Origin of the sequence: Curtobacterium sp. ME12 (assembly GCF_903970855.1) — a bacterium.
GTDB classification, from domain to species: Bacteria; Actinomycetota; Actinomycetes; order Actinomycetales; family Microbacteriaceae; genus Curtobacterium; species Curtobacterium poinsettiae_A.
The window spans coordinates 62,328-84,114 of the sequence record NZ_CAJCKD010000004.1 but is presented as its reverse complement, the minus strand read 5'-3'; the positions used below and the strand labels follow the sequence as shown (position 1 = coordinate 84,114).

Annotated in this window: 20 protein-coding genes; 8 read left to right on the top strand and 12 right to left on the bottom strand. The window is 70.5% G+C overall.

Features of this window, described 5'->3' with window-relative positions; genetic code table 11:
* Positions 1-3 precede the first annotated feature (3 nt).
* Genes H7A73_RS03985 through H7A73_RS03975 form a run of 3 tightly spaced genes read right to left on the bottom strand, consistent with a single transcriptional unit; the run spans position 4 to position 3,043 of the window.
* On the bottom strand, positions 4-930 hold the full coding sequence (locus H7A73_RS03985) for an ABC transporter ATP-binding protein (RefSeq protein WP_182064775.1): 927 nt from the start codon (positions 928-930) through the stop codon (positions 4-6).
* Positions 927-2,057, bottom strand: coding sequence for a FecCD family ABC transporter permease (locus tag H7A73_RS03980; protein ID WP_182064806.1), 1,131 nt, complete (start codon positions 2,055-2,057; stop codon positions 927-929). Before H7A73_RS03980 ends, H7A73_RS03985 begins: the two co-directional genes overlap by 4 nt.
* 11 nt (positions 2,058-2,068) lie before the next feature.
* The gene (locus H7A73_RS03975) at positions 2,069-3,043 is read right to left on the bottom strand and encodes a FecCD family ABC transporter permease (protein WP_259362690.1); all 975 of its coding nucleotides are present in this window, start codon (positions 3,041-3,043) and stop codon (positions 2,069-2,071) included.
* A 157-nt stretch (positions 3,044-3,200) separates the two neighbouring features.
* Here H7A73_RS03975 and H7A73_RS03970 point away from each other — a divergent pair, with 157 nt between their 5' ends.
* Positions 3,201-4,031, top strand: a complete 831-nt coding sequence (locus tag H7A73_RS03970) for a siderophore-interacting protein (RefSeq protein ID WP_182064774.1) — start codon at positions 3,201-3,203, stop codon at positions 4,029-4,031.
* Between the two features lie 348 nt (positions 4,032-4,379).
* Here the strand turns inward: H7A73_RS03970 and H7A73_RS03965 are convergent, their stop codons facing one another.
* The 3 genes from H7A73_RS03965 to H7A73_RS03955 form a co-directional block, all read right to left on the bottom strand.
* Positions 4,380-5,291, bottom strand: coding sequence for a carbohydrate ABC transporter permease (locus H7A73_RS03965; protein ID WP_027466145.1), 912 nt, complete (start codon positions 5,289-5,291; stop codon positions 4,380-4,382).
* A gap of 1 nt (position 5,292) precedes the next feature.
* A complete protein-coding gene (locus H7A73_RS03960) occupies positions 5,293-6,264 on the bottom strand; it encodes a carbohydrate ABC transporter permease (protein WP_182064773.1) in 972 nt (323 codons plus the stop codon).
* Positions 6,265-6,348: 84 nt separating this feature from the next.
* Complete coding sequence (locus tag H7A73_RS03955) at positions 6,349-7,704, bottom strand: extracellular solute-binding protein (RefSeq protein ID WP_182064772.1); 1,356 nt, start codon at positions 7,702-7,704, stop codon at positions 6,349-6,351.
* Between the two features lie 295 nt (positions 7,705-7,999).
* On the opposite strand from H7A73_RS03955, the gene H7A73_RS03950 reads away from it, so the two are divergent.
* A complete protein-coding gene (locus H7A73_RS03950; protein WP_182064771.1) occupies positions 8,000-9,505 on the top strand; it encodes an alpha-N-arabinofuranosidase in 1,506 nt (501 codons plus the stop codon).
* A gap of 360 nt (positions 9,506-9,865) precedes the next feature.
* Here H7A73_RS03950 and H7A73_RS03945 read toward each other — a convergent pair whose 3' ends face one another.
* Positions 9,866-10,891 (bottom strand): LacI family DNA-binding transcriptional regulator, encoded by a 1,026-nt coding sequence (locus H7A73_RS03945; protein ID WP_182064804.1) that lies wholly within the window; start codon positions 10,889-10,891, stop codon positions 9,866-9,868.
* Positions 10,892-11,088: 197 nt separating this feature from the next.
* Here H7A73_RS03945 and H7A73_RS03940 point away from each other — a divergent pair, with 197 nt between their 5' ends.
* The 4 genes from H7A73_RS03940 to H7A73_RS03925 all read left to right on the top strand — a co-directional run bounded on the left by H7A73_RS03940 (position 11,089) and on the right by H7A73_RS03925 (position 16,364).
* A complete protein-coding gene (locus H7A73_RS03940; protein ID WP_182064770.1) occupies positions 11,089-12,033 on the top strand; it encodes a carbohydrate ABC transporter permease in 945 nt (314 codons plus the stop codon).
* Positions 12,030-13,001: a carbohydrate ABC transporter permease gene (locus H7A73_RS03935; protein WP_182064769.1), complete on the top strand. Its 972-nt coding sequence runs from the start codon at positions 12,030-12,032 to the stop codon at positions 12,999-13,001. Before H7A73_RS03940 ends, H7A73_RS03935 begins: the two co-directional genes overlap by 4 nt.
* Before the next feature lie 97 nt (positions 13,002-13,098).
* Complete coding sequence (locus H7A73_RS03930; RefSeq protein WP_182064768.1) at positions 13,099-14,433, top strand: ABC transporter substrate-binding protein; 1,335 nt, start codon at positions 13,099-13,101, stop codon at positions 14,431-14,433.
* A gap of 101 nt (positions 14,434-14,534) precedes the next feature.
* Positions 14,535-16,364 carry a glycoside hydrolase family 35 protein gene (locus H7A73_RS03925; protein WP_182064767.1) on the top strand — a complete coding sequence of 610 codons (1,830 nt, stop codon included), beginning with the start codon at positions 14,535-14,537 and terminating at the stop codon, positions 16,362-16,364.
* A gap of 153 nt (positions 16,365-16,517) precedes the next feature.
* Here H7A73_RS03925 and H7A73_RS03920 read toward each other — a convergent pair whose 3' ends face one another.
* Both H7A73_RS03920 and H7A73_RS03915 read right to left on the bottom strand, forming a co-directional pair.
* A complete protein-coding gene (locus H7A73_RS03920; protein ID WP_182064766.1) occupies positions 16,518-16,958 on the bottom strand; it encodes a hypothetical protein in 441 nt (146 codons plus the stop codon).
* Positions 16,955-17,266, bottom strand: coding sequence for a biopolymer transporter Tol (locus H7A73_RS03915; RefSeq protein WP_182064765.1), 312 nt, complete (start codon positions 17,264-17,266; stop codon positions 16,955-16,957). Before H7A73_RS03915 ends, H7A73_RS03920 begins: the two co-directional genes overlap by 4 nt.
* A 44-nt stretch (positions 17,267-17,310) precedes the next feature.
* Here H7A73_RS03915 and H7A73_RS03910 point away from each other — a divergent pair, with 44 nt between their 5' ends.
* A complete protein-coding gene (locus H7A73_RS03910) occupies positions 17,311-18,384 on the top strand; it encodes a spore photoproduct lyase family protein (protein ID WP_259362689.1) in 1,074 nt (357 codons plus the stop codon).
* 82 nt (positions 18,385-18,466) lie between these two features.
* Here the strand turns inward: H7A73_RS03910 and H7A73_RS03905 are convergent, their stop codons facing one another.
* The 3 genes from H7A73_RS03905 to H7A73_RS03895 form a co-directional block, all read right to left on the bottom strand.
* The gene (locus H7A73_RS03905; RefSeq protein ID WP_126891475.1) at positions 18,467-18,643 is read right to left on the bottom strand and encodes a CsbD family protein; all 177 of its coding nucleotides are present in this window, start codon (positions 18,641-18,643) and stop codon (positions 18,467-18,469) included.
* 118 nt (positions 18,644-18,761) lie between these two features.
* The gene (locus H7A73_RS03900; RefSeq protein WP_182064764.1) at positions 18,762-19,862 is read right to left on the bottom strand and encodes an SDR family oxidoreductase; all 1,101 of its coding nucleotides are present in this window, start codon (positions 19,860-19,862) and stop codon (positions 18,762-18,764) included.
* Between the two features lie 37 nt (positions 19,863-19,899).
* On the bottom strand, positions 19,900-20,298 hold the full coding sequence (locus H7A73_RS03895; protein WP_182064763.1) for a DUF3253 domain-containing protein: 399 nt from the start codon (positions 20,296-20,298) through the stop codon (positions 19,900-19,902).
* A gap of 81 nt (positions 20,299-20,379) precedes the next feature.
* Between H7A73_RS03895 and H7A73_RS03890 the strand changes: the two genes are divergently transcribed.
* Entirely contained in the window at positions 20,380-21,717 is a 1,338-nt protein-coding gene (locus H7A73_RS03890; protein ID WP_259362688.1) for an alpha-amylase family glycosyl hydrolase, read from the top strand.
* Positions 21,718-21,787 lie beyond the last annotated feature (70 nt).

Below are 21,787 nucleotides of genomic sequence, written 5' to 3'. Positions count from 1 at the left end.
AGGCTAACCTAAGTTCGCAGCACTCGCCAGCGCGTCTTCGGTTTTCGTCGGCTCCGTGTGCTCGGTCGGGGCGCCCGGGACGGGGTCGTGCTCGTCCGCCTCGGGCACGATCATCGGTGCACCGGTCACCGGGTCGGGGAACACCCGGGCGTGCAGGCCGAACGCGTGCTCGAGCAGTGCCGGGGTGAGGACGTCGTGGGGGGTGCCGTCGGCCACGACCCCGCCGTCGTGCAGCACCACGAGCCGGTCGGAGTACCGCGCCGCGAGCGACAGGTCGTGCAGCACCATCACGATCGTCGACCCCTGCTCGCGGTTCAGCCGCCGGACGAGCCGCAGGACCTCCAGCTGGTGCGCGAGGTCCAGGTAGGTCGTCGGCTCGTCGAGCAGGAGCGTCTGGGCCTGCTGCGCGACGACCATGGCGATCCAGGCGCGCTGGCGCTGCCCGCCGGACAGGCTCGTGACGTCACGGTGCGCGACCTCGGTCAGGCCGGTGGCGGCGATCGCCTCTTCGGCGACGGCGGCGTCCTCGGCGGTCCACGGCTTCGCCCACGACTGGTGCGGGTTCCGGCCCCGCATCACCAGGTCGAGCACGCTGGTGCCCGCTGGGGCGACGGGGGACTGCGGCAGGATCGCGAGCTTGCGGGCGACCTGGCGGTTCGGCTCCCTGCGGATCGGGGTGCCGTCGAGCAGGACCTCGCCGGCCTGCGGCTTGAGCACGCGTCCGAAGGCCTTGAGCAGGGTCGACTTGCCGCAGCCGTTCGCGCCGAGGAACGTCGTGACGGTGCCGCGTTCGATGCGCAGGTCCAGGTCGCGCAGCACGGGCTGGCGGTCGTAGCCGACGGACAGGGCCGTGGCTTCGAGGACGGGGGTGTCGAGCTGGCCCTGGCCCTGGTGCTCGTTCTGGTGCTGGTGCTGGTGTGGTGCTGTCATCGGGACATCTCCTTGCGGTGACGGACGAGGAGCCAGATCAGGTACGGCGCCCCGATCACGGTGGTGATGATGCCGACCGGCACCTGCCACGGGAACGCGGAACGGGACAGCAGGTCGGCAGCGAGCACGAGCACGGCGCCGAGGGCACCGGCGAGCAGCAGCGGCGGCCGGTTCGTACCGGCGAGCCGGAGCCCGACCTGCGGGACGACGAACGCGACGAAGCCGACCGGTCCAGCGGCGGCCACGGCGGCGGCGGTCAGCACGACCGCGAGCGCGATGACGAGCAGCCGGTGCCGTTGGACGCCGAGTCCGACGCCCGTCGCGACCTCGTCGCCGAGCTGCCCGATGCCGAGGGCTGCACTCGTCGCGAGCGCGATCGGCACCGCGACGACGGCCACCACGAGCAGCGGCCAGACGCTCTCCCACGACGTGCTCGACAGGCTGCCGACGAGCCACTGCGACGCCGCGGTGGCCACGGTGATCTTCGCGCGGACGAGCAGGTAGCTGGTCACCGCGTCGAGGGTCGCGCTCACGCCGATGCCGACCAGCACGAGTCGGTAGCTCTGCACGCCGCCGCGCCAGCCCAGGCCGTACACCAGGACCGCTGCGACCAGGGCGCCGATCGTGGCGGCCACCGGGATCCCGCCACCGAGCACCAGGGACGACACCGAGTACGTCCCGCCGCCGAGGACGATCGCCGCGACCGCACCCACGCTCGCACCCGCGGTGACGCCGATGATGTCCGGGGTGCCGAGCGGGTTGCGGGTGAAGGTCTGGGTGAGCGCGCCGGCGACCCCGAGCGTCAGACCGACGAGCGCGCCGGTGAGCACGCGGGGCAGGCGCAGGGTGGTGATGATGAAGGCGTCCGGCCCGGACTCCAGGCCGAGCAGGGACCGGACCACGACCCCGGGAGCGATCCACGTCGAGCCGACCGCCGTCCCGAGGACGATGAGCACCAGGACGGCCGCGAGCGACGCGACCGTGTACCAGAACACCCGGGGGCGCCAGGCGAGGCCGACGGGCCCGATGCGGATGCCGGTGCGGCGGGGGGTTCGTGCAGCCGGGGCGGGCTTGCCCGGTGCGGTGGTCTCGGGCGTGCTGCCGGGCGTGCGCCCGGTGCTGCGCACCGCTGCCCCGCTCACAGCGACACCAGCGATCGGCGGCGGGCCACGGCCACGAACACCGGGCCGCCGATGACGGCGAGCACGATGCCGACCTCGACCTCGGAGAACCCGCCGATCAGGCGACCGATGACGTCGGCGAGCAGGACGAGGGCGGCGCCGACCAGACCGGAGACCGGCAGGGTCCAGCGGTGTCCGGTGCCGACGAGCGCGCGGGCGACGTGCGGCACCGTCAGGCCGACGAAGCCGATCGGGCCGGCCGCAGCGGTCGCCCCGGCGGCGAGCAGCGTGATCCCGCCCAGACCGACGAGCCGGGCGACGAGCACGTTCTCTCCGAGCCCCTTCGCCAGCTCGGACCCGAGCCCGAGGGCGTCGAGGGCGCGGACGTTCAGCACCGCGAGCACGAGCCCGGCGGCCAGGAACGGCCACACCGCCCCGAGGATGTCGAGCTGGCGTGCGGCGAGCGACCCGACGACCCAGAGCCGGTACGCGTCGAGCGAGGCCTGGTCGGTCAGCACGACGAATGAGGTCAGGGCGGCGAGCAGCGCCGAGACCGCGGCCCCGGCGAGGGCGAGCGGCACCGGACTGGCGGTGCCGCTGCCGGCGATGGTCACCGAGAAGACGACGACGCTGGCGACCAGGGCCCCGACCAGGGCGAACCACACGGTCGCGCTCGTGCTCGTGACCCCGAACACGTAGACGCCGAGCACCACCGCGAGCCCCGCACCCGACGAGACCCCGAACAGGCCGGGGTCGGCGAGTGGGTTGCGGGTGTGTCCCTGCATGAGCAGCCCGGCGATGCCGAGGGCCGCGCCGACCGCAGCACCGATGAGCGTGCGCGGGATGCGGGAGCCCCACACGATCGCTTCGTCGGTGCTCGACCCGGAGCGAGTGAGCCCCGCCCACACCTCGGCGACACCGATGCGGTTGCTGCCGAGCAGCATGCTCGCCACGGCGACGAGCACCAGCGCGACGACGAGTCCGACGATCACCACGGCCCGCCTGCGCACAGCGGTCCGGTGGACGCCGAGGGCGCGGGACGCGTCGCCGCGTCGGGTGCTGGACGCGACGGGTTCGGGGACCTCCGGACCGGAAGCCAGAACGGGATTGGGGGCTGGCACGGAAGTCATCTTAGGTTAGCCTTGCCTCATGGCGAAGACCCCGCGGCTCCTGCCGACGAACCCCCGGCTCTTCCGCGCCCGTGTCCTCAGGACCCAGCGGGTGACCCCCTCGATGCAGCGCGTCACCGTCACCGGGGACGACCTGCACGAGTTCGGTTACCTCGGTTTCGACCACTGGTTCCGCCTGTTCGTCCGGCGCCCCGACCAGGACGCCTTCCGGATGCCCGACCTGGACGGCAAGAAGTGGTGGCCGACGTTCCTCGGCATCCCCGAGGACATCCGCCCCCACTGCGCGAACTACACCGTCGCCGCGTACCGCCTGCTCGCCGACGGCACCGCCGAGCTCGACATCGACTTCGTCGTGCACCTGGACCACTGCGGCGAGCTCGAGGGTCGGGCCGCGATCTGGGCCTGCGCCGCACGCCCCGGCGAAGAGCTCGCGATGCTCGACCAGGGCTGCATCTTCGACGTCCCCGCAGGCACCAGTGAGGTCGTCGTCGCCGCCGAGGAGACCGGCCTGCCCGGCGTCGTCGGCATCGCCGCCTCGTTGCCGCGCGACACCGTCGGCCGCATCATCCAAGAGGTCCCGACCGCCGCCGACATCCGCGACCTCGACGCCCCCACCGGCGTGCAGGTGACCTGGATCGTGCGGCAGCCGGGTGCCGTCCCCGGCAGTGGCGCCCTCGCCGAACTGCAGCGGCACGTGCCGTCCGACGACCAGGGGTACGCGTTCGTCGTGGGGGAGTCGCGACTCGCCACCGAGGGCCGCCGCCATCTGCACCGTGCGGGCCTGCCGAAGTCGCGCATCACGTTCTCCGGGTTCTGGAAGCACGAGACGAAGGTCTCCGTCCCCGCCTGACCCGCTCGGTGCCTGGCAGGTACGCCCGTTCCACCCGGGTACGCCCGTTCTTTCCCCTGGCGCGCGCGTTGCCTGGTGTTTTCCGGCGTACCGTCACCGAACTTCCGACCAGGTACGCCCGTTCCGCCAGGTATGCCCGTTCCGACCAAGTACGCCCGGTCTTTCCCCTGGCGGGCGCGCTGCCTGGTGCGTTCGGGCGTACCGTCACAGAACTTCCGCCCAGGTACGCCCGGTTCCGCCAGGTACGCCCGACAGCACCAGCCGCGCCGCGCACGCGACGCGACCAACGGACGGACGGGAGGCCCGGTGCCAGCTGGCACCGGGCCTCCCGTCCGTGGTGGGGTCGCGTCAGCCCTTGAGGCCCGAGCCGGTCACGCCCTCCACGATCTGCCGCTGGAAGATCAGGTAGAGGATGATCAACGGCAGCGCCGCGAGGATCGCACCCGCCTGGATGTCGGCGTAGCGCTGGCCGAAGCTGCCCTGGACCGTGGCGAGCCCGACCGGGATCGTCATGAGGTCCGGGTTGGACAGCACGAACAGCGGCAGCAGCAGGTTGTTCCACACCCCGACGAAGGTCAGGATCGTCACGGCCGCGATCACCGGACGCGACAGCGGCAGGATGACCGACCAGTAGACCTTCCAGATGCCGGCCCCGTCGATGCGCGCGGCCTCTTCGAGTTCCTTCGGGATGCCGTCGAAGAACTGCTTGAAGATGAACACCGCGATCACGGCGGGCACCTGCGGGAAGATCACCGACCAGTAGGTGTTGAGCAGGCCGACCGCGTTGAGCTCCTGGAAGATCGGGATGATCAGCACCTGCGTCGGGATCATGATCCCGAGGATGATGAGCAGGAACGCGATGTTGCGGCCGCGGAACACCAGCCGCGACAGCGCGAACGCAGCCATCGACGCGAACAGCACGGTGAGTGCCGCCGTGACGACGCTCGTGATGGCACTGGCGAGGTACCAGTTCCAGATGTCGCCGGCCTGGAATAGCGACGAGTACGAGTGCAGCGTCGGGTTCCAGTTGGACAGGATCGCATTGGCGCCGAGGGCGGCGACGCCGTTGTCGGACAGCGACGTCTTCAGGGCGAACACGCTCGGGATGAGCCAGATGATCGCGAAGATCGTCAGGACGATCCCCGAAGCGATCGTGAAGCCACGACCGCTGACGCCGATCTTCGCGGCGCTCGTGGGAGCGGCGGACGAGACGCCGGTGCGGAGCTTGCGGCCGGTGGTGATGCTCTCGGTGGCGGTCATGTCAGGCCCCGATCTCTCGCTTGGCGGCAGCGCGCTCGACGAGCTGCCGGATGACCGCGATCGCCACGATCACGATGAACAGGAGGACCGACGCGGCCGATGCGGCACCGAGCCGGTTGTCGGTGAAGCCGACGCCGGTGATGAGCTGCAGCGAGACCTGGGTCGAGATGCCCGGCCCGCCGTTCGTCATCAGGTAGACCTGGTCGAAGATCTTCAGGCTCGCGATGATCTGCAGCAGGACGACCAGCGTCGTCGTGCGGCCGAGCAGGGGGAGCGTGATCGACTTGATCTGCTGCCAGTTCGACGCACCGTCGACCGCGGCTGCCTCGTACAGTTCGCGCGGGATCTCCTGCAGACCGGCCAGGTAGAGCACGAAGTTGAAGCCGAGGGTCCACCACACGGTGGCGATCGCCACACCGATCATGGCCGTGTTCGGGCTCGAGAGCATGCCCGAGCCGGGGGTCATGCCGATCGCCGACTGCAGGCTCGCCCACAGGCCGGTGCTCGGCGTGAAGATGAACACCCAGATCAGCGAGATCGTCGCCGACGGCAGGATGAACGGCAGGAAGAACGCCAGGCGGAAGAACCACTGGCCGCGGTTCATCCGGTTCGTCAGTACGGCGAACACGAACGCCAGGATGACGAGCGGCGGGGTCGTGTACAGCGTGAACTGCAGCGTGTGCCAGAGCGACGACCAGAAGTCGCTGCGCCCGAGCATCTCGGCGTAGTTCGCGAACCCCGCGAAGCTGCCGAGCCCGGTGCGGACGGTCGAGGTGTTGAAGAAGCTCGTGACGATCATCCAGACCGTCGGGCCGAGCAGGAAGGCCACGTAGAACAGGCCGAACGGGGCGAGGAACAGCCAGCCGCTGCGGCCCTGGCCGCGGTTCACACTGGAGCCGTAGGAGCGGTTCCGGCGTGGACGCGGCGCGGTGGTCGCGTCCGTCGGCCGGTCGAGGACAGGTGCTGTGGTCACGTCATCGTGCCTTTCGCGCGGTGTTCACGGCGATCGCGGGGGTCGTCTGCCCGGAGGGAGCCTGCCGGGCGGTTGCGTGCCGGGTCACAGGGGGCTCGGGGTGTTGAGGTACGTCGCGAGCTGCGACTTGATGGCGCGCAGTGCCTGCGCGGGGGACGAGCTGCCCTGCTGCACGAGGGCGAGCTGGGCGCCCACCGTGCCCTCGAACGTCGAGCCGGAACCGCCGTACCAGGCGGCGTCGTCGAACACGGCGGTCTCGGCTGCGGCCGCGTAGTTCGACTGCGGCGTGAGCTTCTTGTACGCCGAACTGTCGAACGTCGGGATGTAGGCCGGCACGTGCCCGCCCTCGGCCCACGTCAGGCTCTGCTCGAGCATCTGCTTGATGAAGAGCATGTGCTGCTTGCGCTGCTCCGGGGTGCGGTCCTTCTTGGGCAGGACGAACGTGTGCGAGTCCGCCTGGGTCGCCGGCTTGTCGTAGAGCTGGGGGATCGGCGCCATGCCGAAGTTCAGGCCCTTGATCGACTGCGCGGTGCTGATCTCCCACTCGCCCTGCATGAAGAAGCCGGCCTTGCCGTCGAACATGAGCGACTGCGCGGTGGCGTAGTCGAGGGCCTTGTTCAGCCAGCCCTCCTTCACCCACTTCTGGGTCCGGCTCGTGACCTCGTTGTAGGCGTCCTCGTTGACGGTGAGCTTCGACCCGCCGTCGCTGATGAACGGGGTGGCGTCCTTCAGCTGGTTGTACATCGTCCAGAAGAAGCGCCACGGGGTGGCCGTCTCCGGCACGACGTTCGCGACGTTGAGCGCCGTGCCGCCGGTGACCTTGGCGACCGCGGCGAGGGCCTTCTCGAAGTTGTCCATGCCGTTGAGGTCGACGAGGTTGCCGTCGCCGTCGATCAGACCGGCCTTCTTGCAGACGTCGACGTTGTAGAAGAGGACGAAGGGGTGGGTGTCGAGCGGGACCGCGATGTTGTTGCCGTCGGTCTTCTGCGCCGCCCAGGCCTTCTGGTTGAAGTCGGCGGCGCTCAGGCCGACGCTCGCCAGGTCGTCGGACGTGATCGGGTCGAGCAGGTCACCGTCCCAGAGCGGCTTCGCACGGGTCAGGTGCGCGACCGCGACGTCCGGCGGCTTGTTCCCGACGGTGGCCAGTGTCAGCTTCGAGTAGTACGGGTTGCCCCACGCGAACGTGGTGCCCTGCAGCGCGCTCGCGCCGCCGTGCTGCTTCGCGTAGCCGTCCTCCATGGCCTGCATGCGAACGCCGTCGCCGCCGCCGAACAGGTTCCAGAAGACGAGCGTCTCGGGGTTGAGCGCACTGCCGGCGAGGCCGGCGGCGAGGGGACTCGAGCAGGCGGCGAGCGGCAGGACCGTCGCGGCCGCTGCGCCGGCGGCGAGGAAGCCCCGGCGCGAGAGGCGCGACGCGGGTGTTGCGGGTGGGATCGGCATGGCATCACTCCATCGGGATGGGCCGGGCTCGGGAACAGGGTCGGTGCTCCCGCCGGAGCATCGCTGCTCCGGACCCGGAGCACTGCTGCTCCGGACACGGAACGACCTTCCGGTGCTCCGTGAGCGCTCACATTAGCGCTCGCTCCCGGCATCCGCCACCCCTTTCGCGACGGCGCGGAACCCGGTAGCGTTTCCGGCAGGTGAGCGCTCACTTTCGTGACGGCCCGCTTCGGTTCCCGTCCGTGGCCCCACCCGCTCCCCGCACGAACCGCACTGCCACGATCGAAGGAGATCCATGCCCCGCACACACCTCGTCCTCGACGCCGCGTTCACCGTGGGGCCGGTGCGACGTCGCCTGTTCGGCGGGTTCGTCGAGCACCTCGGCCGCCACGTCTACGACGGCATCCACGAGCCCGCCCACGAGACCGCCGACGAGCACGGCTTCCGCAAGGACGTCGTCGAACTCGTCAAGGAACTCGGCGTCTCCGCCATCCGTTATCCCGGTGGCAACTTCGTCTCCGGCTACAAGTGGGAGGACGGCGTCGGCCCCGTCGAGCAGCGCCCCCGCCGCCTCGACCTCGCCTGGCACTCGACCGAGACGAACGAGGTCGGCCTGCACGAGTTCCAGCACTGGCTCGACCAGGTCGGCTCGGAGCTCATGCTCGCCGTGAACCTCGGCACCCGCGGCACGCAGGAAGCCATCGAGCTCCTCGAGTACGCGAACATCGACGCCGGGACGGCACTGTCCGAATACCGCCGTTCGAACGGTCGCCAGGAACCCTTCGCCATCACGATGTGGTGCCTCGGCAACGAGATGGACGGCCCGTGGCAGCTCGGCCACAAGAACGCCGACGACTACGGCAAGCTCGCCGCCATGACCGCCAAGGCCATGCGGCAGATCCAGCCCGACCTCGAGCTCGTCGCCTGCGGTTCCTCCGGGGCGTCGATGCCGACGTTCGGCGAGTGGGAGCGCACCGTCCTCGAGCACACCTACGACGACGTCGACTACATCTCCGCGCACGCCTACTACGAGGAGGACGACGACCTGCCGTCGTTCCTCGCCTCGGGCGTCAACATGGACCACTTCATCAAGACGGTCACCACGGCCGCCGACCACGTCCAGGCGCAGAAGAAGTCCGACAAGCGCATCGACATCTCGTTCGACGAGTGGAACGTCTGGTCGATCAAGAAGTGGGAAGCGAAGGCCAAGACCTTCACGCTCGACGAGTGGCCCGTCGCCCCGCGTCTGCTCGAGGACGTCTACACCGTCGCCGACGCCGTCGTCGTGGGTGGCCTGCTCATCTCGCTGCTCCGGCACGCCGACCGCGTCGCCTCGGCCTCGCTCGCCCAGCTCGTCAACGTGATCGGCCCGATCATGACCGAGCCCGGTGGACCGGCCTGGCGCCAGACGACCTTCTTCCCGTTCTCGGTCACCTCGCGCCTGGCGCAGGGCACGTCGCTGCAGGTCAAGGCCTCGGGCGACACGGTCGACGGCGGCAAGTACGGCGAGGTCCCGGTCGTGGACTCCGCTGCCACCGTGTCCGAGGACGGCAAGGCAGCGGTCTTCCTGGTGAACCGCCACCCGTCCGAGCCGACCACGGTGACGATCGACCTCGCCGGCATCGGTGCGACGGGTGACGTCCACGCCGAGGGCGTCTGGGACGACGACCTGCACGCCGTGAACGACCTGGAGAACACCTCGCGCGTGGGGCTCCGCACGAACGAGTCGGTCCGCCGCGAGGGGGACACCGTCACGATCGAGCTCCCGCCGGTCTCCTGGACCGCCGTCTCGATCGGCTGACCGGACGCCTCGGCGCACGCCACGGCGGGCGTCGAGTGAGCACAGAGGACGTCGGGCGCTCGCGCCCGACGTCCTCTGCTCGTTGCGGGCGCGGGCGCGCGGCGACCGCGCGGCGACCGCGCCGTCACGGGCTGGGGGACGCCTCACGGGGTGACGGGCGCGTGGACTGTCGCCGGGCCTGTGACGTGGCCCGCGCGGCGGCCGGGAGGCCCGTGGCGGCCTGGCACCGGGCCTCCCGTCCGGCGTGTGGTTGCCGAAGCGACAGGTGGCCGGCAGGGAGGCGGGTCAGGTCCGCGGGAGCGACAGTTCTCCCCGGATCTTCGGCGGCAGCGTGTCGCTTCGGTGGACGGGCGCGCCGCGTCAGCGCGCCGGCGGCGCCGCCGTGCTCGCGCGCTCGACGAGCCGCACCGGCACCAGGTCGGCCACGACGCTGACCCGCTCGCCGTCGATCTGGGCGAGCAGGTTCGCGACCGCTCGGCGGCCGACCTCGTCGAAGGACTGGTGCACGGTGGTCAGGGGCGGCCAGAACGAGTCGGACTCGGGGGAGTCGTCGAACCCCACCACGCTGAGCGACGACGGCACCGGGCGACCGGACTCGTGTGCGGCGCGGAGGACACCGAGAGCGGTCTGGTCGTTCGCGGCGAACACCGCGGTGATCTCCGGGCGTGCGGCGATCTCGAGCCCGGCCTCGTAGCCGTGCTCGGTCGTCCAGCCGCCGTGGAACACCGGGGGGACCGGTCGACCGGCGCGCGTCAGAGTGTCCTGCCACGCGGCGAGGCGCCGGGCTGCCGAGTACGACGACTCCGGCCCGGCGACGTGCCAGACGGTCTCGTGGCCCAGGTCGAGCAGGTGCTGCGTGGCCTGCCGAGCGCCGTCGGCCTGGTCGGTGTCGATCGCGGGGTGGTCGGTGCTGCCCGTGGAGTCGACGATGACCATCGGCACGCCGTCGGGCAGCACGACCTCGGCGGTGTCGATGATGTGCGACTCGATGATGATCACGACGCCGTCGACGGCCTGTTCGTGCAGGCGCGAGAACGCGGAGCGGACGCCCGCCTCGGTGCGCGAGGCCATGGGCAGCAGGGTGATCGTGAAGTCGGCGACCCCGGCGGCGTCGGCGATCGCCTCGAGCGTGCGCATGTTGCCGAAGGACGCGAGCGTGAACATGATCACGCCGATGGTGCGGAAGCGGCCGGAGCGCAGGGCGCGGGCGGCACGGTTGGGCCGGTAGCCGAGGGACTCCATCGCGCGTTGGACGCGGTCGCGGGTCTCCGGGCTGACGTTGTCGAAGCCCCGGGCGACGCGCGAGACCGTCTGCATCGACACCCCGGCGACGTCGGCAACGGCGGCCATCGATGGGGCGCGGCGGGTGCCGGCGGGGGACTCCATCGTCACGCTGGCGCTCCTTCCGGATCGAGAGGGCCGAACGGTCGGCCTCCCCGGACGCTAGCGCATGTTGACGTTGCCATGCTATCGTCGCGTCGTTCGATGTTGACGTCAACATCGGTGACCGCCCGGACACCCTGATCCGGCCCGGGCCGAGTCGCCGACACCGACCGCCCGAACGCAGCAGACGAAGGAGTCACATGAGCACGCTCGCAGCGCGCCCCGGTGAGGCAGCACCGCGCCCCACCGCCGAGCGCCCCGCCGGCCGCCGCCCCAAGCCGCGGGGACGGTTCACCGGATGGCTGTTCGTCGGGCCGTTCGTCGTCGTCCTGGTCCTGATGCTCATCGTGCCGATCGGGTACGCGCTCTGGCTCAGCCTGTTCCGCGACCAGCTCATCGGTGGCAACCAGTTCGTCTGGTTCGCCAACTACGTGCAGCTCTTCCAGGACGCCAAGTTCTGGTCCGGGTTCGGTCGGGTCGCCGTCTTCCTGGTCGTCCAGGTGCCGATCATGCTCGGGCTCGCGCTCGTCGCCGCCCTGGCCCTGGACAGCGCCCGACTGTGGGGGACGAGCTTCTTCCGCATCGCGGTGTTCCTGCCCTACGCCGTCCCCGGGGTCGTCGCGGCCCTGATCTGGGGCTTCATCTACGGCAACCAGTTCGGTCTGACGGGCGCCGCGAACGACGCCCTCGGCATCGACCTGCTGCAGCCGTTCAGCCCGAGCTGGGTCCTGACGTCGATCGGCAACGTGGTCACGTGGGAGTTCCTCGGCTACAACATGCTGATCTTCTACGCCGCACTCCGCACCGTCCCCGGTGAGCTGTACGAGGCGGCCGAGCTCGACGGTGCCGGTCCGCTGCGCACGGTCTTCTCGATCAAGCTCCCGGCGCTCCGCGGCCCGATGGTCATCGCCACGATCTTCTCGATCATCGGCAGCTTCCAGCTCTTCAACGAGCCGAACCTGCTCAAGACACTCGCCCCGAACGTCATCGGCAGCGCCTTCACCCCGAACATGTACGCCTACTCGCTGTCCTTCAGCGGCCAGCAGTTCAACTACTCCGCCACGGTGGCGATCGTGATGGGCGTGATCACCGCGGTGATCGCCTACGTCGTCCAGGTCCGCGGCACCCGCGAGGAGAACCGATGAGCACCATCCAGCACCCCGCCGGGCCCGCAGCGGCCACGGTGACCGAGGCGACCACGACGCAACGTGCGCCGCGCACCCGCTCGACCCGCGCCTCCCGCAAGGCCGAACAGCACGTCGACGGACGCAAGCCGAAGCGTTCCGGCCTGCTCACCGCGGTCATGGTCGTCTTCGTCGTGTACTCGTTCGCGCCGCTGTTCTACCTGCTCGTGAACAGCACGAAGACGCAGGCGTCACTGCTCTCCACGTTCGGTCTGTGGTTCGGCGGGGACTTCAACCTCTGGCAGAACATCGTCGACACGCTGACCTACAACGACGGCATCTTCCTCCAGTGGTTCGGCAACACGCTGCTCTACGTCGTCGTCGGTGCCGGCGGGGCCACCCTGCTCGCCACCGTCGCGGGCTACGGCATGGCGAAGTTCCAGTTCCCCGGTCGGCGCGCGGTCTTCGCCGTCGTCCTCGGCGCCATCGCGGTCCCCGGCACGGCCCTCGCGGTCCCGACGTTCCTGCTCTTCTCGCAGGTCGGCCTGACCAACACCCCGTGGGCGATCATCCTGCCCTCGCTCATCAGCCCGTTCGGCATGTACCTGATCTGGACCTACGCGGTCGACGCGATCCCCGCCGAGCTCCTCGAGGCCGCCCGCATGGACGGCGCCGGCGAGTTCCGGATCTTCTTCACCATCGCGCTCCGCCTGCTCGCGCCCGGAGTCGTCACCGTCCTGCTCTTCGCGGTCGTCGCCACCTGGAACAACTACTTCCTGCCGCTCATCATGCTGAGCGACCCGAAGTGGTACCCGCTGACGGTCGGCCTGAACCAGTGGAACGCCCAGGCCACCGGGTCCGGCGCGCAGCCGATCTACAACCTCGTCGTCACGGGATCGCTCCTCACGATCATCCCGATCGTGGTCGCGTTCCTCTTCCTCCAGCGCTTCTGGCAGTCCGGCCTCGCGGCCGGGTCGGTCAAGGCCTGATCCGTCGGACGGCAGGCCCGTGGCGACCCCGCCACGCGCCGGCCGGTCCGGCACACAGCAGCTCCACCCCCTCCACGAAGAAGTGAAAGGCACTCCCATGAACAAGCGTCTCCGGCGCGGGCTCAGCGCCCTCGCCATCGGCGTCACCGCCGCCATCGCACTGGCCGCGTGCGCCTCCGGCGGGTCGTCCGCCGGCGGTTCGGCCGACGACATCGACAAGGCCCTGAAAGACGGCGGCACCCTGACCTACTGGTCGTGGACCCCGTCGGCCAAGGCGCAGGTCGCCGCCTTCGAGAAGCAGTACCCGAAGGTGCAGGTCAAGCTCGTCAACGCCGGCACCGGCGCCGACCAGTACACCAAGCTGCAGAACACGATCAAGGCCGGCTCGGGCGCCCCCGACGTCGCGCAGGTCGAGTACTTCGCGTTGCCGCAGTTCGCCCTGTCCGAATCGCTGCTCGACCTGAGCGGGTACGGGTTCGACTCCCTCGAGAGCAAGTTCGCGAAGAGCACCTGGAACTCGGTCACGATCGACGGCAAGGTCTACGGCCTGCCGCAGGACTCGGGCCCCATGGCGATGTTCTACAACAAGAAGGTCTTCGACAAGTACGACCTCGCCGTGCCGAAGACGTGGGACGAGTACGTCGCCGCCGCGAAGAAGCTGCACGCCGCCGACCCGAACGCGTACCTCGCGGCGGACTCCGGCGACGCGGGCTTCACCACGAGCATGATCGCCCAGGCCGGTGGCACCCCGTTCACCACCGACGGTGACAAGGTGACCATCAACCTGCAGGACGAGGGCACCAAGAAGTGGACGAGCACCTGGAACGAGCTCGTCGAGCAGGGGCTGCTGTCGAAGACCGTCGGCTGGACCGATGACTGGTACAAGCAGCTCGGCAACGGTGAGATCGCCACGATGATCACCGGCGCCTGGATGCCCGGCAACCTGGAGTCCGGCGTCGCCCAGGCGTCCGGTGACTGGCGCGTCGCCCCGATGCCGACCTACGACGGCGGCACCGCCCAGACCGCGAACAACGGCGGCAGCGCCGAGGTCGTCATGAAGCAGTCGAAGAACCCGGCCCTGGCCGCCGGCTTCCTCAAGTGGCTGAACTCCTCGAAGGAGTCCACGAAGGTCTTCATGGAGTCCGGCGGCTTCCCGTCGACCACCGCCGACCTGGACTCGTCCGCGTTCCTCGACGAGAAGCCGGAGTACTTCGGCGGTCAGCAGATCAACAAGGTGCTCGTCGACGCGTCGAAGTCCTCGGACAACGACTTCACCTACCTGCCGTACCAGGTGTACGCGAACAGCGTCTACGCCGACACCGTCGGTCAGGCGTACGAGAACGGCACCTCGCTCGACGCCGGCCTCGAGGCCTGGCAGAAGGCCCTCGCCAAGTACGGCAAGGACCAGGGCTTCACGGTCTCGACCAAGTAGCACCGCACCCTTGGCGGGGCCGTGCGGACACGTCCGCACGGCCCCGCTCCACGCCCCGCCGGCTCCACGACCGGCCCGGCCGGCAACGAGAGAATCACACCATGCGCTTCGCCATCGGCGACACCGACTTCCTGCTCGACGGCGAGCCGCACCGGATCCTGTCCGGCGCGATCCACTACTTCCGCGTGCACCCCGACCTGTGGGCCGACCGGATCCGCAAGGCGAAGCTGATGGGCCTCAACACCATCGAGACCTACGTCGCCTGGAACGCGCATGCGCCGTCGCCCGGGGTGTTCGACCTGTCGGGTGGGCTGGACCTCGGCCGCTTCCTCGACCTCGTCGCCGCCGAGGGCATGCACGCCATCGTCCGCCCCGGCCCCTACATCTGTGCCGAGTGGACGAACGGCGGTCTGCCGTACTGGTTGTTCGCGGACGGCTCCGTGGGCGTCCGGCGCAACGAGCCCGGGTTCCTCGCAGCGGTCGAGACGTACCTGCAGCACCTGGCCCCCGTGCTGGTCCCGCGGCAGATCGACCAGGGCGGGCCCATCGTCCTGGTGCAGGTCGAGAACGAGTACGGCGCCTACGGCTCCGACCCCTCGTACCTGCGGGAGCTCGAGGCGATGCACCGGTCGATCGGGCTCACCGTCCCCTTCACGAGCGTCGACCAGCCGATGGGCACGATGCTCGAGGACGGCTCCCTGCCCTCGCTGCACAAGACCGGCTCGTTCGGGTCGCGCTCCACCGAACGCCTCGCCCGCCTGCGCCAGGCGCAGCCGACCGGTCCGCTCATGTGCTCGGAGTTCTGGGACGGCTGGTTCGACAGCTGGGGCGAGCACCACCACACCACCCCTGCGGCTGCCTCGGCGTCGGACCTCGACGACCTGCTCGCCGCCGGGGGATCGGTGAACATCTACATGTTCCACGGCGGCACGAACTTCGGCTTCACGAACGGCGCGAACGACAAGGGCGTCTACCGTCCGATCGCGACGTCGTACGACTACGACGCCCCGCTCGACGAGGCCGGCCGACCGACGGCGAAGTTCCACGCCTTCCGCGCGGTCATCGAGCGCTACGCGCCCGTCCCGCCGCTGCCGGCGTCGATGGAGCCGGGTGGATCGGGTCGGCTCGCGTCCGATGTGGCGGACGGAGTCGGCCTGGAGGCCCGGATCACCCCCGCCACGGACCTCGCCGTCCGTCTGGACCGCGTCGCGTCGCTCCGTTCCCTGCTGCCCACGCTCACGACGTGGTCCGCGCACGACGAGCCGCCGACCTTCGACTCGCTCGGAGCTGCGAGCGGCTTCGTCGCCTACCGCGCCGAGGTCGACCTGCCCGCCGGCGGGGTGCTGACCGTCGGCACCGAGGTGCGTGACCGTGCGATCGTCTCGGCCGACGGTGTCGTGGTCGGGGTCCTGGAGCGCGAGCACCACGACCGCGCCATCACCCTGCCGCCGGTGACCGGCACGCTCGAGCTCCTCGTCGAGGACCAGGGCCGCGTCGACTACGGCATCCGCATCGGCGAGCCGAAGGGCCTGATCGGGGGCGTCGCGATCGACGGCGTCCCGGTTGCCCGGTGGACGGCATCGCCGCTCGCCCTCGACCCCATCGCACCTGCCGCCGTGGCCGCGCTGTCCGAGGTCGCTCCGACCGGTGGCGAGGTGCTCGCCGGGCCGACGTTCGCAGCTGGCACGTTCGACCTCGACGCCGTGGACGACCGGTACCTGTCGCTCGACGGGTTCCGGAAGGGTGTCGCCTGGGTCAACGGGTTCTGCCTCGGTCGGTACTGGTCACGAGGCCCGCAGCAGACCCTGGCGATCCCGGGGCCGGTGCTCCGCCACGGTCGCAACGAGCTCGTCGTGCTCGAACTGCACGCCGCCGCGTCCCGCACCGCGTGCCTGCTCGTCGAGCCCGACCTGGGCCACACCGAGGCCTAGCGGCCCCGCCGGGCGTCGGCGCTTGGCGTCGGCGCCGGGCTCCCAGTGAGCAGAAGACGTCGAGTGTGCCCCACACACCCGACGTCTTCTGCTCACTCGATGTGGTGCGGCGCCGACGGCCGAGGCGTCGGTGGTGCGCTCGGCCCCGGCTGGTCAGACGGCTCGGGCGCCCGCCCACTGGCGGACCTGGAGCAGTCCCTCCCGGCGCCACCGCCAGTACGGCGCGAACTTCGTGCCATCGTCCTCCCATGCCTGCGCCAGCATGGCCATGTGTCGTCGCTGTTCGACCCCTCGTCCGTCACGCCACTCGACGCTCCCGTCGTCGAGCACGACGGTGATCGCCTGCCGGGGTGCGGTCCATCCGACCAGCCACCCCTCGTAGCGCAGCTGATCGGCCGCGAGTCGGACGCCGACACGGGGGGCGCGGACCGCGGCCCATCCGCCGGGCACAGCGCAGACCGAGCCGACCACGACGAGCAGGACGTCGCCGTGGACGATACCGGCGGCGGCCGTGGCGGCACCGATCGCCGACAGGATCCAGAGTGTCGACGTCGTCAGGACGAGCTCCCACCGCGGCGGCCGGACGACCGTCACGAGGAGCCCTCGTCGCGGGCGTCCAGCTCGGCGAGGGCGTGCTCGGCATCAGCGATCCGGTCGGCCTCGGGGCGGGTCCACCACTCCGGACCCCGTTCGCCGAGGCCGTGCTTGGCGAGACCGTTGCGGTGTCGCGCGGCCTCGAGGGCAGCGTCGTCGTCCGCCCGCTTCGCCTGCTTGACGGCGTTGCGACCGCGGCCCAGGTGCGAGCGGAGGGCGGCGGCGACGTCCTCGGGCAGCGCCGGGTCGGTGCGGCGCCAGCGTCGTCCGTCCACGACGAAGAAGTGGTCGTCGGGTTCGGCGGTCATGCCCCGAGTCTGCACCGTCGGTGGTCCCCGGTAGACAGGTGTCGATGAGCAACGCACGTGTCCGCCCGATGCTCGACGTCCACCGCATCTACGCCGAGCCCGCCGCCCTCGAGCTGCAGCGCGGGCAGGAGATCGTCGGGCAGTGGCCGGACGCCGAGGTGGTGCCGGTCGAGTCGCACTGGAACATCCCCGAGGTGCACGGCGACGAGCGCAACGTGCAGCGCTGGGTGCGGATCAAGACCGAGGCCCTCGTGCTCGGGGTGAAGAAGTCGCTCGTCACCCGGCCGAACGGTCGCTCGGCCGACTTCATCGCCCCGTCCACCGCGAACGGCTGCGCGATGGCCTGCGCCTACTGCTACGTGCCGCGGCGCAAGGGCTACAGCAACCCGGTCACCGTGTTCGCGAACATCGACCAGATCACGAAGCACGTCGCCCGGAACGTCGCGAAGCAGGGGCCGAAGACCGAGCCGAACCAGTGCGATCCAGAAGCCTGGGTCTACGACATCGGGGAAAACAGCGACTGCTCGGTCGACGCGATGATCAGCGACAACGTGCGCGACCTCTGCGACCTGTTCCGGATGACCCCGACGGCCAAGGCCTCGTTCGCGACGAAGTACGTCAACCGCGACCTGCTCGACTGGGACCCGATGGGCCGGACCCGGATCCGCTTCTCGCTGATGCCGCACGAGACCGCGAAGGTCACCGACATCCGCACGAGCCCGATCGCCGAGCGGATCGCTGCGGTGAACGACTTCGTGGACGCCGGGTACGAGGTCCACCTGAACTTCTCGCCGATCATCCTCACGCCGACGTGGGAGTCGGACTGGGCCGAGCTGCTCCGGCAGGTCGACGACGTGCTGTCCCCGGCCGCCAAGGCGCAGCTCGCGGCCGAGGTGATCTTCCTGACCCACAACCAACCCCTGCACGAGGTCAACCTCGGCTGGCACCCCAAGGCCGAGGACCTGCTGTGGCGTCCGGACCTGCAGGAGCAGAAGGTGTCCCAGAACGGTGCCGTGAACGTGCGCTACCGATCCGGCATGAAGGGGCAGCTCGTCGAGCGCTTCCGCGAACTCGTCGCCGAGCACCTGCCCTCCTGTCGCATCCGGTACGCGTTCTGACGCTGCGCGCGGTCCACGCGGCCGCCTCCGGGAACGACGAACGCCCGCACCGACGAGCGGTACGGGCGTCTGAGCCCGAGGCTCACTTGCCGTCGAACGCGTCCTTGGCCTTCTCCTTGTCGAGACGACCCTCGCCCATGACCTGGTCCTTCTGACCCTGGTGGGTGAGCTCGGCGTCGTCGGTCTTCTTGCCGACGGCCTCCTCGACCTTGCCGGCGACCTTCTGCGTGACGTCCTTCGCCTTGTCTCCGAGCGACATGGTGTCTTCCTTCCTCCGGGAACCGCCGAGGGCTCCCGGCGCGTGTGACCACGAGACAACCACGCGGGTCGGCGACGCTCGCGGCCGGGTCCGAGGAACGACGTACCCCGGTGACCGGCTAGGGGATCAGGCGGTCCGCGCGGTACCGGGCGAACAGGTCGGCGAAGGCCTGCTCGGTGCGTCGGAAGGCCGTGAACCCGGCCTCGCGGCTCTTCCCCATGTCGGTGACGACCTCCATCGCACGACCGAGGTCGGCGTCGGTGTGCCACCACGAGGCGAGCCGGGTGATGTCCGACTCGACCAAGCCGTGCCGCTCGGCGATGCCGGCCCATTCGGCCTCGTACGGGGCCATCTGGACCTCGAGCGGGCGGGGCGCGTCCTGGTAGCCCACCACGCGCGCGGGGTCGACACCGAGGTGCGCGGCCAGGCGCGGCCACATCCAGCGCCACCGGAAGACGTCGCCGTTGACGATGTTGAACGGCTCGTCCGCACCCTCGGGCGAAGTCGAGGCCCACACCATGTGCTCGGCGAGGATGCCGGCGTCGGTCATGTCGGTCAGGCCGTTCCACTGCGCCTCGCTGCCCGGGAACACGAAGTCCAGGTCGAGTTCCTTCGCCAGCGTGGCCTGCACGGCGAGCGTGAGCCCCATGTTCATGGCGTTGCCGACGGCGTGCCCGATCACGGTGTGCGAGCGGTGCACCGACCAGGTGAACCCCTGGCGCTCGGCCGCTGCGAAGAGTTCGTCCTCTTGCGCGTAGTAGAAGTTCGGGGTGTCGAGGCGCGGCTCCTCCTCGTGGAAGGGCGTGTCGGGCATCTCGCCGGCGGCGTACGCCTCGAACGGGCCGAGGTAGTGCTTCAGGCCGGTGACCAGGGCGACGTGCGCCAGCGGAGCGTGCGACAGCGCTGCCAGCAGGTCGCGGACCATGCCGCCGTTCACGCGGATGTTCTCGGCTTCGGTGTCCTGGCGCTGCCACGCCGTGAAGAACACGTGGGTCGGCTGCTCGTCCGCCAGCGTGGTGGACAGGCTCTCGGGGTCGCGGAGGTCCGCGGCGACGGTCCGGACGCCGTCGCGGCCGATCGGCCGGCGGGACAGCGCCGCGACCTCCCAGCCGTCGTCGAGCAGGTGGCTCACCAGGGCGGAGCCGGTGATGCCGCTCGCTCCCACGACGAGGGCTCGGGGCTGGACAGGGGTCGGTTCGGTCGATCCGGTTGCAGTCATCCCTGCATGCAACCGACGATGGACGACACGTGTTCCCTCAGCGCGGGCGACGGATGCGGATCGGCCCCTTCGCCGTCGACGGGTCGACCACGGAGCCGCCCTGCGTGATCTCGACCTCGCCGCGGGCCACCATGCGACGGGCGGCGCGGCGGGCGGGTTCCATCAGCGGCCGCCAGTCGTCGGGCTCGAGCGACCGAGCGACCTCGGACGGGCAGATGCTCGAGGTCCGTGCGCGCACGGCGAGCAGCTCGTCGATGCGCTGTTCGAGGGCCCGGTCGGTGGCGTCGACTCCGTGCTTGCGGCACGCTGCGGAGCAGTACCGCGTTTCCGGTGCCGCCGACGAGGGCATCGTTCGCCCGCACGACGCGCACGTACGTTCGGCGTGCTCCGCCTCGTTCGCCGCAGCGTCCGCTGCCGTCCTGATCGCGCGTCCCATGCCCTCATCCTCGTCCTGCTGCTCCTGTCCGTTCCCAGCACGAGCGCACCCGGTGCAGGTCCGGCTGGCAGCATCGGACGAGTGAGCACCGACACCGCACCCGCCCGTCACCCCGAACCCGCCTGGGTCGAGCACGTGATGTGGTGGCACGTCTACCCGCTCGGGTTCGTCGGCGCCGAGATCCGCCCCGCGGCGCCGGTGGGGGAGCGTCCGCTCGAACACCGCCTCGACCGCCTGGCCGGGTGGCTCGACCACGTCGTCGACCTCGGTCTGAACGGCCTGTTGCTCGGCCCGGTGTTCGCGAGCTCGACCCACGGGTACGACACGGTCGACCACTTCCGCATCGACCCGCGCCTGGGCGACGACGCCGACTTCACCGCCCTGGTCGCGGCGGCGCACGAGCGGGGCGTTCGGGTGCTGCTGGACGGGGTGTTCAACCACGTCGGCCGTGAGCACCCGGCGTTCCGCGCGTTGTCCGACCACGGCCCGGAGGCGCCGACCGCCGACCTGTTCGCCATCGACTGGTCCGGGTGGCAGCCGGGGCAGCCCGTGCCCGTCGGACTGTTCGAGGGCCACGACATCCTCGTCGCGCTCGACCACGACAGCCGCGCCACCGAGGACCTCGTGGTGGGAGTGATGACGCACTGGCTGGCCCGCGGCGTCGACGGTTGGCGGCTCGACGCGGCGTACGCGGTGCCGCCGGCGTTCTGGGCGCGGGTGCTACCGCGGGTGCGGGAGCGGTTCCCGGACGCCTGGTTCAGTGGCGAGGTGATCCACGGAGACGCGGCGGCGATCGCTCGCGACTCGACGATGGACTCGCTGACCCAGTACGAGTTGTGGCAGGGGATCTGGCACGGCATCGCGGACCGCAACGGTCACGAGCTCGCGCACGCGATCGAGCGGCACGACGCGCTGCTGGCCACGTTCGCCCCGACCACGTTCGTCGGCAACCACGACGTCACCCGGATCGCGAGCGCGGTGGGAGAGCGGTTCGCCGCGCACGCCGCCGCCGTGCTGTTCACGGTGGCGGGGACCCCGGTGGTCTACGCGGGCGACGAGTACGGCTGGACCGGGGTGAAGGAGGAACGCGAGGGCGGCGACGACGCGGTCCGCCCGGAGTTCCCGGCCGAGGTCCCGACGCCGACGGACCTGACCCACGCGTACGAGGCGCTCATCGCCCTGCGTCGCCGCAACCCGTGGCTGCACCGCGCGCACACCGACGTCGTGCACCTGACGAACACCGCCGTGGTGCTGCGGACCGCGACGGCGGACGCCGCCGTGGTGACCGCCCTGAACCTGTCGGACGATCCCGTCGAGGTGCCCGTGGCCGACGCGACGCAGGTCGAGGCGGGCGGGGCCGATCTCGGAGACGGGACCCTGCGCCTCCCGGCCGGGGGTTGGGCCGTCCTGTCCCGCTGAAACGCGGGAGCGACAGAAGTGCACGGCTGTTCCGTGCACTTCTGTCGCTTCGGCGGGGGCGACTCCGACG